The 13,736-nt window shown below is 70.0% G+C and carries 16 protein-coding genes; 3 read left to right on the top strand and 13 right to left on the bottom strand.

All coding sequences use genetic code 11. The features are described 5' to 3' along the window. Positions 1-20: 20 nt before the first annotated feature. The 4 genes from QF027_RS33155 to QF027_RS33140 all read right to left on the bottom strand — a co-directional run bounded on the left by QF027_RS33155 (position 21) and on the right by QF027_RS33140 (position 4,432). Complete coding sequence (locus QF027_RS33155; RefSeq protein ID WP_373432031.1) at positions 21-1,355, bottom strand: hypothetical protein; 1,335 nt, start codon at positions 1,353-1,355, stop codon at positions 21-23. Beyond that, the gene (locus tag QF027_RS33150) at positions 1,345-1,950 is read right to left on the bottom strand and encodes a DUF6114 domain-containing protein (RefSeq protein ID WP_306976207.1); all 606 of its coding nucleotides are present in this window, start codon (positions 1,948-1,950) and stop codon (positions 1,345-1,347) included. The genes QF027_RS33155 and QF027_RS33150 overlap by 11 nt, the downstream gene beginning before the upstream one ends. 179 nt (positions 1,951-2,129) lie before the next feature. Then, complete coding sequence (locus QF027_RS33145; protein WP_306976209.1) at positions 2,130-2,792, bottom strand: DUF6230 family protein; 663 nt, start codon at positions 2,790-2,792, stop codon at positions 2,130-2,132. 662 nt (positions 2,793-3,454) lie between these two features. Beyond that, a complete protein-coding gene (locus tag QF027_RS33140) occupies positions 3,455-4,432 on the bottom strand; it encodes a tetratricopeptide repeat protein (protein ID WP_307078785.1) in 978 nt (325 codons plus the stop codon). Positions 4,433-4,656: 224 nt separating this feature from the next. Here QF027_RS33140 and QF027_RS33135 point away from each other — a divergent pair, with 224 nt between their 5' ends. Further along, positions 4,657-5,283: a TetR/AcrR family transcriptional regulator gene (locus QF027_RS33135; protein ID WP_307078783.1), complete on the top strand. Its 627-nt coding sequence runs from the start codon at positions 4,657-4,659 to the stop codon at positions 5,281-5,283. Positions 5,284-5,439: 156 nt separating this feature from the next. Here QF027_RS33135 and QF027_RS33130 read toward each other — a convergent pair whose 3' ends face one another. The 9 genes from QF027_RS33130 to QF027_RS33090 all read right to left on the bottom strand — a co-directional run bounded on the left by QF027_RS33130 (position 5,440) and on the right by QF027_RS33090 (position 12,411). Further along, positions 5,440-7,140, bottom strand: a complete 1,701-nt coding sequence (locus QF027_RS33130) for an acyl-CoA mutase large subunit family protein (protein WP_307078781.1) — start codon at positions 7,138-7,140, stop codon at positions 5,440-5,442. A gap of 75 nt (positions 7,141-7,215) precedes the next feature. After that, entirely contained in the window at positions 7,216-7,548 is a 333-nt protein-coding gene (locus tag QF027_RS33125; protein WP_306976218.1) for a DUF3817 domain-containing protein, read from the bottom strand. 43 nt (positions 7,549-7,591) lie between these two features. Beyond that, positions 7,592-8,101 (bottom strand): MarR family winged helix-turn-helix transcriptional regulator, encoded by a 510-nt coding sequence (locus QF027_RS33120; protein WP_306976220.1) that lies wholly within the window; start codon positions 8,099-8,101, stop codon positions 7,592-7,594. Between the two features lie 488 nt (positions 8,102-8,589). Further along, positions 8,590-9,504 carry an SMP-30/gluconolactonase/LRE family protein gene (locus tag QF027_RS33115; protein WP_307078779.1) on the bottom strand — a complete coding sequence of 305 codons (915 nt, stop codon included), beginning with the start codon at positions 9,502-9,504 and terminating at the stop codon, positions 8,590-8,592. A 34-nt stretch (positions 9,505-9,538) separates the two neighbouring features. Continuing rightward, the gene (locus tag QF027_RS33110) at positions 9,539-10,189 is read right to left on the bottom strand and encodes a TetR/AcrR family transcriptional regulator (RefSeq protein WP_306976224.1); all 651 of its coding nucleotides are present in this window, start codon (positions 10,187-10,189) and stop codon (positions 9,539-9,541) included. After that, positions 10,186-10,866 (bottom strand): DUF4166 domain-containing protein, encoded by a 681-nt coding sequence (locus tag QF027_RS33105; protein ID WP_306976225.1) that lies wholly within the window; start codon positions 10,864-10,866, stop codon positions 10,186-10,188. Before QF027_RS33105 ends, QF027_RS33110 begins: the two co-directional genes overlap by 4 nt. Then, a complete protein-coding gene (locus tag QF027_RS33100) occupies positions 10,863-11,615 on the bottom strand; it encodes a hypothetical protein (protein WP_306976227.1) in 753 nt (250 codons plus the stop codon). Before QF027_RS33100 ends, QF027_RS33105 begins: the two co-directional genes overlap by 4 nt. Positions 11,616-11,764: 149 nt before the next feature. Further along, the gene (locus tag QF027_RS33095) at positions 11,765-12,058 is read right to left on the bottom strand and encodes an MTH1187 family thiamine-binding protein (protein ID WP_057612050.1); all 294 of its coding nucleotides are present in this window, start codon (positions 12,056-12,058) and stop codon (positions 11,765-11,767) included. Next, positions 12,055-12,411: a DUF3817 domain-containing protein gene (locus tag QF027_RS33090; RefSeq protein WP_306976230.1), complete on the bottom strand. Its 357-nt coding sequence runs from the start codon at positions 12,409-12,411 to the stop codon at positions 12,055-12,057. Before QF027_RS33090 ends, QF027_RS33095 begins: the two co-directional genes overlap by 4 nt. 124 nt (positions 12,412-12,535) lie before the next feature. On the opposite strand from QF027_RS33090, the gene QF027_RS33085 reads away from it, so the two are divergent. Both QF027_RS33085 and QF027_RS33080 read left to right on the top strand, forming a co-directional pair. Further along, positions 12,536-12,853 (top strand): DUF6191 domain-containing protein, encoded by a 318-nt coding sequence (locus QF027_RS33085; RefSeq protein ID WP_307078777.1) that lies wholly within the window; start codon positions 12,536-12,538, stop codon positions 12,851-12,853. A gap of 249 nt (positions 12,854-13,102) precedes the next feature. Then, positions 13,103-13,735 (top strand): AIM24 family protein, encoded by a 633-nt coding sequence (locus QF027_RS33080; RefSeq protein WP_031051516.1) that lies wholly within the window; start codon positions 13,103-13,105, stop codon positions 13,733-13,735. Position 13,736 lies beyond the last annotated feature (1 nt).

Raw genomic sequence — 13,736 nt, 5'->3', positions numbered from 1 at the left:
GGGTTCGTGAGGGGCGTCGGTCAGCCCTCGCTGTACTGGTGCATCCCGGGCACGGTCAGTGTCCCGCCGTACTGGGCGGCCTGCTGGACCGTCACATTGGTGAAGTAGATCAGCGGGATGTTCAGCGGCGGGGGGCTGTCCGGGCTGAACGTGACCGGGATCAGCCCCAGCAGGTTGCCGGAGATGCTCTCGGTGTACATGGTCGTCTTGCCGTCACGGATCGTGGACGTGGTGCCCTTGCCCGCCTGCACGTGATACGTCTTGCCGCGCTCGGTGACGATCTGGTGGAGGTCACCGATGTCGGTGCCGCCGGAGATGACGTACTTCAGCACCTTCTTGGTCTTGCCGCTGGCCGTCTTGACCTCCACGACACCCTGGTAGTCGGCACCCTTGAGCAGCAGCGAACTGGCCTTCAGGGTCCAGGCGTTGTCGGCCACCGTCACGCCGGGCTCGGTGTCGCCCACCTCGTCCGTGGCGACCGGGCAGTCCTCGGCGTCCGTGGTGGAACTCGCCGACGGGCTCGGGGAGGCCGTGGCGTCCGCCGCCGCCTCCTCGGCCGCCTTGGTGGTGTCCTCCACGGCCTTGGTGGTGTCCTCGGCCGCCTTGGACGCCGTGTCGGTGGTGTCCTTCACGGTGTCCTTCACCGTGTCGGTGACCTTCTCGGTCGTCTCCTTGGCGGTGTCCCCCGCGCTGTCGTCCGCGCTCTTGGACGCCGAGGCCGAGGGGGTCGGCGTAGGGCTGGCACTGGACGCGTCGCCGGAGCCGGAGCCGCCCGTGAAGATCCCGGTGATCGCATCACCGATGTCCGTCAGGAGGTTGCCGTCGTCGCTCGCGGAGGCCGGGGGGGACGCCGTGGCGGTGTCGGAGCCGGAGCTGCCGGAGGAGGAGCTGCTCTCCTCCTTGCTCGCGGAGGCGGACGGGGTCGGCGTGGGCGTGGCCTGGTCGCCGGAACCCGAATCCGACGAGGAGCCGCCCGAGTTCGACCCGGAGTCCGATCCCGAGCCGGAGGAGGCCGAGGGGGACGGCGTCGCCGTAGCGGAGCCGTCGGAGTCGTCCGGGGACGAGGACGGACTCGCCGAGGCGGACGGGGACGCACCGTCCAGCGCCGCGATGCAGTCCTTGTACTCGTCGGCCGTCAGGCTCTTCGCGGTCGGCGCGTCGTCGGCCAGCGCGAGCGTCGGCGTGAACCCGATGCCCATGAGGACGGCCGTCGGCATCGCCGCCATGGCTATCGCTTTGCCGGCCGGCATGTGGAATCTGTTGAACAGAGGCTTTTTGGGGGCCGCGTGCCGGGGGCCCGTTCTGACCTCCGCCGCGGCCGCGGAGCCCTCGCCATGAAGGTTCTCAGCCGACACGGTACCCCCCGTTCGCGTCGTCGCCGCCGGCCCAGGCACTCTCGGGCGTCCGCCCCGACGATCCGTCGCGAGGGGGCTCCGGCGCCCTGTACGGCGCTGGCTCGTCCATCACGGGCCGCAGGATCGCGGTGTCGGGGTCGGCGCCCTGGGGCGCACCGCCCTGCGTCCCGTCCTCGCCCATCGCCTGCGGCTGGGGCGGCGCTCCAGGCGCCCAGGAGACGGCGAGCGCTCCGCCGACCAGGGCGAACAGGAAGCCCAGGATGAAGCCGCCGATGTTGGAGACCACCAGGGACACCAGGGCGAGGACGATCGCGGCTACGCCGGCGAAGATCCGCGTGGCCTGCTGGAACCACATGGTCAGACCCAGCGTGAACAGCAGTATGCCGATGATGAGGGAGCCCGCACCCGCGGTGGTCGCCATGGCGATGGACATGGTGCCCAACTTGACCGTGGCGTACGGGAAGTAGGCGATCGGCAGACCGCCGAGCAGCGTGAACAGACCTGCCCAGAACGGGCGGTGGCCTCGCCAGGCACGGAATCGCAGGCGCAACCGGGTGAAGGTCCCGGCGCTCTGGACCGGAGTCTCGGCACTCATGGAAAAAGCTCCCTGGGTCCGGAAGTACGTACCGGCTCGGCCGAAGGCATGGAGAACCGGAAAGTCTGTCTGTGTGCATGCGGTCCGGCGGGCGCCGGGCCTGCCATGCGGGGCGGAGAAGCACCTGCCTCCCCGCCCCGGGCCACTCAGCGCGCTGAGTCACCCTGCGGCCTCAGCCGTCAGAAGCACTCCATCTTGGAGTCGGTGCCAAGGCGCATCTTCAGGCCGCTGAGCTTGAAGGTGCCGGCCGTGGTGGCCCACGCCGTCTGCTCGACGTTCGTCAGGTCGGCCGACTCGGCCTGCTGGGCGAAGCCGCCGGGCAGGACGTTGTCGCCGGACTTGATCTCCGGACCCTTGCCACCCTTGCTCTTGGCGCTGTCCTGGGCGGCCACACCGATGTCGATGTTCTTGAACGTCGCGTCGGCGTCGAGCTGGGCGACGTCGATGTAGAGGTTCTCGGCCTCGACCTTGTGGTCCGCGTCCGGACCCGCGTCAAGACGAAGGTAGATCGTCTTGCCTATGAGCGGGATCTCGGTCTTGACCGACTGGCACATGTTCGTGATCTGCGCCGTACGGAACGACGAGATCGCGACCGGGTGCACCGCGCCCTTGTTCTTGCCGTCGGTCGACGTGTAACCGGTGTCGATACCGCCGTACTGGGCGAAGCCCTGGCCCTCGAGGTGGCCGGCCTTCACCTTGAACTCCTGGCCGGACACACTGAACGACGCGGCGAGCGCACCCTGCGCCAGCCCGACACCCACTGCCGCGGCCGCTGCGACGCTGGGCACCATGACCACAGCGAAGCGCTTCCATCTGGTCCCGCCACGCACCTGGGACTGCATATTTCCTCCTTCTCGGACGTACATCTCCTGACCCTGACTGCCCCTGTCGAAAGGACGGCTCAGCCGGGCAGGGATGGGAGAAGTGCTACGTCCTCGGGAAGGAGAGCGCCCGCACTCGGAGGCGCGAACCGCGCACCGATCACCGGCGATCACCCCCGAGCGACAACCACTGGTCGCGCCTGACACGCATCACGCACAACCTTGCTGGACAGGCTCCGCCGGGTGGGCGAAGACCCCCCTGTCCAAGAGCCGGCGCACCTGCCGCCGACCCTGCTCGGTGGGGACCCAAGGAATCCCGCCGCCCGACCGGCTGTCGGGGAACGGGAAAGGACCGAGCGTCGCCGATCGTGGTGCATTCTCGCCGCCCGCACAAGGGGCTTCGTTACTCGGTAGTAACGGCCGGATAACCGAACAACGACCCGCTGGTCTCGGTCGACGACGCTGGGTGGCAAACAGGGGGAGGACAAAGCAGTTGATCGATGGACAGAATCCGACAGATCAACGGGCCTGACTTACTGGAAGTAACAGCGGCCGCGTTTACCAAGTTTTGGCAAAGCGCGGCCGCAGTGACGTTCTCACAGCAAATCTTTCACTCGGGCAACACATGCCGTGGTGTTTAGCAACTGGTCAGAACCGGGCTCGCGCCCCGCTCGGACCCCCGCTCAGAACAGGGCGCGCGAGAGCGCTCTGCGGGCCGCCGACACCCGCGGATCGTCGGCGCCGACCACCTCGAAGAGCTCAAGCAGCCGAATCCGTACGGTGTCCCGCTCGTCACCGGCCGTGCGCCGCACGGTGTCGATGAGCCGCCCGAACGCGTCCTCGACATGACCGCCGACCAGGTCCAGGTCGGCGGCGGCGATCTGCGCCTGTGCGTCACCCGGCTTCTCGGCCGCCTCCTTGCGCGTCTGCTGCGGGTCGAGGCTCTGCACCCGCTGGAGCAACTCGGCCTGGGCGAGCCCCAGTTTGGCCTCGCTGTTGCCGGGGTCATCACTCAGTACGTTCTTGTACGCCTGGACGGCACCGCCGAAGTCCCCTGCGTCCAGGGCGCGCACGGCGGCTTCGAGGAGTGCGTCGTACGGCCCCGCCGGCACGGCCGCAGGCTGCGGAGCGGCGCCGGGCTCGGCGTCAGGGTCGACCGCGAGACCGGTCAGCCCGAAGCGCTGCTCGGCGACCTGCACCAACTGGTCCAGGGTCTGCTGGATCTGCTCCTTGCCTGCCGCGCCCTGGAAGAGCGGCAGGGCCTGGCCGGCGACGACGGCGAACACGGCCGGGATGCCCTGCACCCCGAACTGCTGCATCAACATCTGGTTGGCGTCGACATCGATCTTGGCGAGGAGCAGGCGTCCGTTGTACTCGACGACGAGCTGCTCGAGGACCGGGCTCAGCTGCTTGCAGGGCTCACACCACTCGGCCCAGAAGTCGATGACGACCGGGACTTCGGTGGACCGCTGCAGGACCTCGCGCTCGAAGCCCGCCTCGTCGACGTCGATGACGAGATCGGCCGGGGAGACGGCACCCGTGCCGCCACCCTGCCGGGCCGCTTCGGCGCGCGCCTGCTCCGCCTTCGCCTTGGCCTCCTGGGCCGCCTTCACCGCGGCGAGGTCGACGACACCGCTCATGGACATGTTCCGTGGCTGCATGCGTCGATTCTCCCCCGTCCGCGCGTGTCTGTGAAAAGCGGTATGAAAGTCGGTCGTTCCCGTGGTCGTCGGCGCCGGGTCCCCACCCCACGCCGCGTCACTCGCGTACGCCTGTCGCGAGCTTTCGCTACGAGTCGTAGCGTAATGGCACCGAGTGCCTGCCTGGAACCCCGCCCCGGTGATCTCTCTCACTGCGACCGAGAACCGCCGGTTATGGTCGGAGGATGCAGAGCCGCACCCCCGCCCCGCGCGCCGCAGGACGCCCGCGCAGCGCTGCCGCGGACACCGCGATCCTCGCGGCGACGAGGGCGGCGCTGGTGGAGCTGGGCTGGTCGAAGCTCACGCTGGGAGATGTGGCTACCCGTGCGGGGGTCGCGAAAACCACCCTCTACCGCCGCTGGGCCGGCAAGAACGAACTCGTCGTGGACGCGGTGGCCGAGCTCTTCGACGAGCTGGAACTCCCCGACAGCGGGACCCTCGCCTCGGACATCGAGGGTGTGGTCCTCCAGTTCGCGGCGATCCTGGCGCGGCCGGAGGCGCAGAACGGGCTGATGGCGGTGGTGGCGGAGTCGTGCCGCGACGACGCGCTGCGCGAACGCATCCGGTCGTCGATCGTCGACCGTCAGAAGCGTCTGGTCCTCGAGGGCCGGGAACGCGCCCAGGCCCGCGGCGAACTCCCGCCGGAGGCGGACCCCTTGGAAGCGGCCCGCACGGTCGACCTGATCTTCGACATGGTGGCGGGAGCGGTGGTCCACCGCACGCTGGTCAGCGCGGAGCCGGCGGACGAGGCATGGGTCCACGGCTTCACCCAGGTGCTGTTGACGGGCCTGGCGGGAGAGCCCACGGAGTGAGGCATGTCGCCGGCCGCGGCCCGGCGGGGGCTGATCGCGCACTCCCCCGCGCCCCTGGGTGGGTCCGGCCGGCGTCGGCCGACATGCCGCCGTGGCTGCGCCCACCCGGCGGCAGGGAGCGAGACCCACTCACCGCCGGCATCGGCGCCGGACCGGTCAGAACCCCGCCGGCTCCGTGTACACCCCCCACTCGTCCCGCAGCACCCCGCAGATCTCCCCGAGCGTCGCCTCCGCCCGCACCGCGGCCAGCATCGGCTCGATCATGTTGGACCCGTCCCGCGCGGCGACGAGCATGGCCTCCAGGGCGGTTCGTACGGCGCTCTCGTCCCGCTCCGCCCGCCGCCCGGCGAGCGCCCGTACCTGCTCCCGTTCCACCTCATGGCTCACCCGCAGGATCTCCAGATCGCCGGTGACCGAGCCATGGTGGACGTTCACCCCCACGACCCTCTTCTCGCCCTTCTCCAGGGCCTGTTGGTACCGGAAGGCCGACTCGGCGATCTCGCCCGTGAACCAGCCGTCCTCGATGCCGCGCAGGATGCCGGAGGTGACGGGCCCGATGGGGTGCTGCCCGTCGGGGTGCGCCCTGAGCCCGCGCTCCTTGATCTGCTCGAAGATCTTCTCCGCGTCCGCCTCGATCCGGTCCGTCAGCTGCTCGACGAACCAGGAACCGCCCAGCGGGTCGGCCACGCTCGCCACCCCGGTCTCCTCCATGAGCACCTGCTGGGTGCGCAGCGCGATCTCCGCGGCCTGCTCGGAGGGGAGCGCGAGCGTCTCGTCCAGCGCGTTGGTGTGCAGGGAGTTGGTCCCGCCCAGGACCGCGGCCAGCGCCTCGACCGCCGTACGCACCACGTTGTTGTACGGCTGCTGCGCGGTCAGCGAGACACCCGCGGTCTGGGTGTGGAAGCGCAGCCACTGCGCCTTCTCGGAGCGCGCCCCGTACACGTCCCGCATCCACCGCGCCCAAATGCGCCGCGCCGCCCGGAACTTGGCGATCTCCTCGAAGAAGTCGACGTGTGCGTCGAAGAAGAAGGACAGTCCGGGCGCGAACACGTCGACGTCCAGCCCGCGCGACAGCCCCAGCTCCACGTACCCGAAGCCGTCCGCGAGCGTGTACGCCAGCTCCTGCGCCGCCGTGGAACCGGCCTCGCGGATGTGGTACCCGGAGACGGACAGCGGCTTGTAGGCGGGGATGCCGGCCGCGCAGTACTCCATCAGGTCGCCGATCAGGCGCAGGTGCGGCTCGGGCTGGAAGAGCCACTCCTTCTGCGCGATGTACTCCTTGAAGATGTCCGTCTGCAGTGTGCCGTTGAGGACGGACGGGTCCACGCCCTGCCGTTCGGCCGCGACCAGGTACATGCAGAAGACGGGGACGGCGGGGCCGCTGATGGTCATGGACGTCGTCACGTCGCCCAGGGGGATGTCCCGGAACAGGACCTCCATGTCGGCGGCCGAGTCGATGGCGACCCCGCAGTGGCCGACCTCGCCGAGCGAGCGGGGATCGTCGGAGTCCCGCCCCATCAGCGTGGGCATGTCGAAGGCGACCGAGAGGCCGCCGCCCCCGTTGGCGAGGATCTTCCTGTACCGCTCGTTGGTCTGCTCGGCGTTCCCGAACCCGGCGAACTGCCGGATGGTCCAGGTCCGCCCCCGGTAGCCGGTCGGGTAGAGCCCGCGCGTGAAGGGGTACTCCCCCGGCCACCCGATCCGCTCGAAGCCCTCGTACGCGTCTCCCGGCCGTGGCCCGTACACCGGCTCCACGGGGTCACCCGAGAGCGTGGCGAAGTCGGCCTCACGCTTGCGCGAGGCGTCGTACCGGGCCTGCCAGCGTCGGCGGCCCTCTTCGATGGCGTCAGCGTCCATACCTTCGAAGTTACTAGGACGTCCGAGTAAACGTCGAAGGACGACCGCCGTACGCGTGCCGTACGGCGGTGCGGGTTACGCCTTGACGGGCGCGGGGGCCCCGTCCACAACCTGGCCCTCCAGCTCGTGGCGGATCTTCCGCTCGACGAAGAAGGCGGCGGTCGGGATCGTCCCGGAGAGCAGTACCCACGCCAGCTTGCCGAGCGGCCACTTCGCCTTGGAGCCGAGATCGAAGGCGAAGACCAGATAGATGATGTAGAGGACGCCGTGGATCTGAGAGACGACCAAGGTGACGTCCTCACCCATGTCGAAGCCGTACTTGAACACCATGCAGGTGCACAGCACGAGCAGCATGACGGCGGTGACGTAGGCCATCACCCGGTAGCGGGTCAGCACGCTCTTCTTCATGGCGTCGAGCGTAACCGCCCGTTCCGGGAGATCTTGCCCCGGGTCAGTCCTCGTCGAAGTCGTGCGCGGCGACCCTCAGCGGCCGCAGCATCGCGAAGATCTCCGCGCACTCCTCGGCGTCGTACACGCCGAGCCCGAAGTCCATCGCCATGAGGTCACGCGTGGCGGCCTCGACGACCTCGCGACCCTTGTCGGTGATGGAGGCGAGGGTGCCGCGGCCGTCGTTGGGGTTCGGGCGCTTGTCGACCAGACCGGACCTGACCAGGCGGTCCACGGTGTTGGTGACCGACGTGGGATGCACCATCAGCCGCTCACCGATCTTCGACATCGGCAGCTCGCCGGCCTTGGAGAAGTTGAGCAGCACCAGCGCCTCGTACCGCGCGAACGTCAGCTCGTACGGCTTGACCACGGCGTCGACCTCAGCGAGCAGGATCTGGTGCGCACGCATGATGGAGGTGATCGCGGCCATGGACGGCACGTTTCCCCAGCGCTGCTTCCAGAGTTCGTCGGCGCGGGCGATGGGGTCGAAGGGAAGACTGAGCGGCTTCGGCACGGCAACGACCTTACCGGCCGGTCACATCGTGGTCAGCACCGTCTCGCCTTTCAGACGGTTGCCTCCGGCGGTTGGCCGGGGGTGCCTGCGGCGGCCTGCGCGGCTTCGGTGGGGGCGGGTGCAGCGCGCGCGGTCTGGTGGGTGGGTCGGGGCCGGGGTGGGGGGCATCCGTCCTCGGTCCGGCGGTTGCTGTTGCCTCGGCTGTACTGCCACGTCCCCTTCGCGCCGTACGCGGCGCACGGCCCGTCGGGCCGTGCGCCGCGTACGGCGAACGGTCCGTCATGGCGCCGGTGACTGCGACTCCCCAGGGGCGCGGGGAACTGCGCGCCCCCCCCCACCGGCCCGTACCCGCCTGGCAACCTGACCCGGCACCCCCGTAGGCGCCCGGCCCAAGCCCAGCGCAGCTGCCCGCGGGGAACTGCGCGACCAGCCCCCACTCACCCGCACCCGCCCGACACCGCGATCCGCCACCCCCATAGGCGCCCGGCTCAAGCCCCGCGCACGCGGCCCGCTCCGGTCACCGACATCACCAGGGAATACAGAGATGTCGTGGCCGCGATGAACATCCGGTTCCCCTTCGGCCCGCCGAAAGCCACGTTGGCCACCGGCTCCGGGACGCGGATGCGGCCGATCAGCGTGCCGTCGGGGGCGTAGCAGTGGATGCCGTCGGCCAGGGCGGCGGCCCACAGCCGGCCCTCGTCGTCGAAGCGGATGTTGTCGAAGTGGACGCCCTCGCGGGCCTCGGCGAAGACCTTGCCGCCCGAGAGCGTGCCGTCGGCGTGGACGTCGTACTCGTGGATCCGGGCCGCCCGGGAGTCGGAGACGTACAGCCGCTGCTCGTCGGGGGAGAGGATCACCCCGTTGGGCCCGTCCAGCCCGTCGGCGGCAAGAGACACCTCGCCCGTGGCCGGATCGATCCGGTACACATGGCACGCGCCGATCTCGGACTCGGCCCGGTGCCCCTCGTAGTCGCTGAGGATGCCGAAGTCCGGGTCGGAGAACCAGACCGTGCCGTCGGAGCGTACGGCGGAGTCGTTCGGGCTGTTCAGGCGCTTGCCCTGATAACGCTCGGCCAGCACGGTCACGGTGCCGTCGGGCTCGGTGCGGGTGACGCGGCGGTTGCCCTGTTCGCAGCTGACGAGGCGGCCCTGGCCGTCGACGGTGTTGCCGTTGGTGTTGCCTGCCGGGGTGCGGAAGACGCCGACCGTGCCGGTGGCCTCGTCCCAGCGCAGGAGGCGGTCGTTCGGGATGTCGCTCCAGATCAGCTGCCGCCAGGCGGGCAGATAGACAGGGCCCTCCGCCCAGCGGCAGTCGCCGTACAGGACCTCCAGCCTGCTGTCGCCGTTGGTACAGGGCCGAAAGCGGTCGTCCAGGATCTCGTAGAGGCTGTCGGAGCCAGGCATGGTGTGTCCTCCTCGGGTCGGGGTGGGGACGGGGTCAGCGGCGGCCGGTCCTGCGGAGGTGGTGGCGCACCGCGCGCTGGGCGACCGGGCCCAGGTCCTCCAGCGCGGCGACGAGCACGCCGAGTTGCTCCAGGGCGTCCAGGGCCGCGGTGGCGCCGGACGCGTCGACCCCTTCGTACAACTCGATGCCCACGAAGGAGGCGGCCACCGCTCGGGCCAGGCCCGCGGGGTCGGCGAACTCTCCGAAGGGCGTGGCCGCGAGGACCCTGGTGAGGACCTTCTCGATCTCGGCGATCCACAGCTCCAGGCCCGCCGCGGTGGCCGGTCCGAGGGTGGCGTGGGTCTGGGCACCGGCGAGCAGCTGGCCGAGGAGGGTCACATGGCCTCCGGCGCGCTCCTCCTCGTGGACCTGCCGTCCCACCGCGAGGAGTTCGGACAGCGAGGTCACGGCGGCCATCCGTTCCCGGTAGCGGGCCACCGCGCGCTCCGCGCCGTAGCGGCAGGCCGCAGCGAGGAGTTCGTCGACCGAGCCGAAGTGGTAGAAGACCAGGGCCTGGTTGACCCCGGCGGCCGCCGCGACCGTACGGGCGGACGTCTTGGCGATGCCCTGTTCGGTGAGGGTGCGCAGGGCGCCTTCCAGGAGTTTGGTCTTGGTCTCCACGGACTTGGCGGACTCCGGGCTCATGCGCGCGCCTCCTCGCGCACGGGGCGGAGGCCTGGCCGGACTCCGCAGGCCGCGATGTCGCTGTACGTCGCCTCGAAGGAGCCCTCGTAGCCGAAGAGCGGGCCGAAGTAACGGTTGACGACCCGGACCCTGATGCGGAAACGGCCTGCCCTGTCGTCGTACGACTCCCGCACCTCCGCCGTCGCTCCGATCAGCTCGGGCACCCGGACGTCCACCACGCCCTCCCGGAACCGGTGCTCCCCGGAGCGGATCAGCAGCGAGCCGTCGGGCTCGGCGTGGAAGTGGAGCTCGCTGGCCAGGTGCTGGTGGGTGCCGAGGTAGTCGAGGATGCGGTCTCCCTTGGGGCTCAGCACCATCTGGGCGTCGAAGCGGCGAGGGCGGCCGGGCAGGTGGAAGGTGCGCACAAAGGTCACCGTCTCACGACCGTAGGTGTCCGCGTAGGGCACGTTCTCGATCACGAACGGCACGCTCCGCCCCGGTCTCGGCACCAGGATGTTGCGGGTCGTACCGAGGGCCAGGAAGGGCTTCACGAAGGCCCCGCCGTGCCAGACGCGGTCCATCACACCCCGCCCGGTGCACGCCTCACCGGTGGTCAGGCCTACCGAGAAGCGGCGCTGGAGCTGGGGGTGCAGCCGGTCGAAGTCGGCGCCCATCACGGTGCGGAACATCGAGGTCATCGCGGGGTCTCCAGGGTGCGCAGGACACGCGGCGCACGCACACGCGTGGCGGGCCGGCGCAGACAGCGGCGGGCGGCCGGGGTGGCGGGCAGGGGTGAGGTGAACAGGGCCAGCGAGATGACGAGGGCGAGGAGGAGTGGCGAGACGTAGGCCATCGACGCCGCCAGTGGGCCGAAGAGGTGCAGGAAGCGCTCCAGGCCGAGTCCGGTGGCGCCGACGATCACGACGAGGGCGCGGACGAGGATCTCGGCGAGCCAGTTCCGCAGCGCGCGCTCCGGGGTGATCCCGCGCTCCAGCCACAGGCGCAGCCGGTCGAAGGACCAGGCCGTCGCCCAGCCGATCAGGGGGCGGAAGAGCAGGCGGTCGGCCACGGCGCCGACGCGGCCCCAGCGCGGGCGGTAGTCGTATCCGGTGAGGAAGGTGACGCCGTCGCCGTCGGGGAGGTAGCGCCAGTAGCCGCTGCCCTCCGCCAGGAGCGAGAGCGGGTGCGGGGAGGAGAAGCGCAGGGCGGAGGTGCGGGTGCCGTCGGGGCGTTCCCGCTCCCCCGCGGAGACTCCCGTGCCGGCGACGGTGAGACCGGGCAGCACCCGCGTGGCGTACCGGAAGCGCTGCGGCTCGCCCTCCGCGCGGGGGAGGTAGGTGATCCGGGTGAAGCGGAGGTCCCAGCGCTGGTGCTGGGACGGCTCCTGTGTCCGGGTCCAGAGATCGTCGAGATCGGCGCGGATGCGTGCCTCGATGTAGAGCCCCATTGCTGTCCCCCAGGGTGAGCTCGCTGTTTGAGCGACTGCTCAAACAATCCGGGGGAGGAACGTACACACTTTTGAGCGATCGCTCAACCAGGAGGGACGAGAAAACCCCGGCCCGCGCGGGCCGGGGTTCGTGTCGCGGTGAGGCTCTGTCAGTCGGCGAGGTGCCGCTCCACCGTCTCCACCTTGGAGGTCAGACCGTCCGTCACTCCGGGGCGGATGTCCGCCTTGAGCACCAGCGAGACGCGCGGCGCCCGCGCCTCCACGGCAGCCACGGCACGCTTGACGACCTCCATGACCTCGTCCCACTCACCCTCGATCGAGGTGAACATGGCGTCGGTGCGGTTGGGCAGCCCCGACTCACGGACGACCCGCACCGCGTCGGCGACGTACTCCCCCACGTCCTCACCGACCCCCAGCGGGGTCACGGAAAAGGCGACGATCATGCGTTCACGACTCCATCCTTCTCCTTGCGGGCGCGGGAGGCGATGACCGCGTCGTCGGTCTCACGGCGCAGGGCGCGCTCGATGATGAAGCCGCCGCCCGGGATGACCGAGTACGCGAAGTAGAGAGCCGCCTTGCCCTTGGCCCACTTGGTGCGATTCCAGGCGTCCGCCCAGAAGATCACGTAGAGGACGAACAGGACACCGTGAATCGGGCCGAGCACGGGGGCGACGTCGAAGCTGGACGCGACCGTGTACTTGATGACGGTGCAGGTCGCCAGGATGATCCAGGAAACACCTTCCGGCACGGAGATGAGGCGGAGGCGTCGGATGGCGGAGGCTGTCTTGAGGTCCACGGGTCACCTTCGGTGGGAGGTACGTCGACAGTTTGTGAACGCACGCACAAGCGTTTCGTCCATTGTGACAAACGGTTCCGTGGCTCAGTCTGGGGGGCATCGGTCCGACGCCCCGGGAGCGCCTGTGCAGTTCGTTTTCTTCATGACCCTGCCGGGGCTGGTGGTGCTTCTCACCCTCCTCGCCTTCCTCGACCAGCTACTCCTGCGCGCGGGGCGGGCCGGAGCGCTCCCCTGGCGGAACGCGGGCCGGCAGGGCCAGATCTCCGCGACCGGCTTCGAGCAGCTGCACGCGGCCCTCTCTCCCGGCAAGCAGAACGAGCTGAAGGAACGGCAGAGCGCCCTGGTGATGCGCGACGACGAGGAGGACGGGGCACCGCCCCGGTCGACGGTGGACCTGACCTCGGGCAAGGCGGTCATCCGGCTCCCTGGGACGCGGGGCTGACCGCCCGCCTCGATTGCCGGCTGACGACGCACGTCGCCGACCAGGTGGATGCCAACCGTCGCTCCGCCACCGCCCGCCAGGCCCGGAAGACGGTGACGCGCGACCGGGCGTCCTGCCGCACATGCAACGGTCACCGCTGCCGTGCCGGTCGCATCCGGCGCCCGGCACCCTAGGGGACCACTCAGGGTGCGACTCCACCCGCAGGACCTGTCGGCGCGGGCTCGCGCCAGCTACCTTCACTCCGTGGCGATGTTCCGACTTCAAGGCAGCAAGGTGCTCGCCGTCGACATGACCGGGGACGCCGTGAAGGCGAAGAACGGCTCGATGGTCGCGTACGACGGGCAGATGGCGTTCAAGAAGATGAGCGGCGGTGGTGAGGGGATCCGGGGGATGGTGACCCGGCGGATCACCGGCGAGCAGATGACCGTGATGGAGGTGTCGGGGCACGGGACGTGCTGGTTCGCGGACCGGGCCTCGGAGATCAACCTCGTCAGCCTCCAGGGGGACAAGCTGTACGTGGAGTCGAGCAATCTGCTCGCGACCGACGCCGGACTCAGGACCGGCACCAGCTTCACCGGCCTGCGCGGCGCCTCCCAGGGCAACGGCCTGTTCACGACCACGGTCGAGGGGCACGGCCAGGCCGCGATCATGTCGGACGGCCCGGCGGTCGTCCTGCGGGTCAGCCGCCAGTACCCGCTGACCGTCGACCCCGGCGCCTACATCGCCCACCAGGGCAACCTCAGCCAGTCGTTCCAGTCCGGTGTGACGTTCCGCACGTTCATGGGCGAGGGCGGCGGCGAGGCCTTCCAGATCCGCTTCGAGGGCGACGGCCTGGTGTACGTCCAGCCCAGCGAGCGGAACACGATCGCGGGGGATGTGTGAC

It is taken from the genome of Streptomyces canus (assembly GCF_030816965.1).
Taxonomy (GTDB): Bacteria; Actinomycetota; Actinomycetes; order Streptomycetales; family Streptomycetaceae; genus Streptomyces; species Streptomyces canus_E.
Note: the sequence above shows the minus strand (reverse complement) of the source record. Positions and strands in the feature narration are given on the sequence as shown.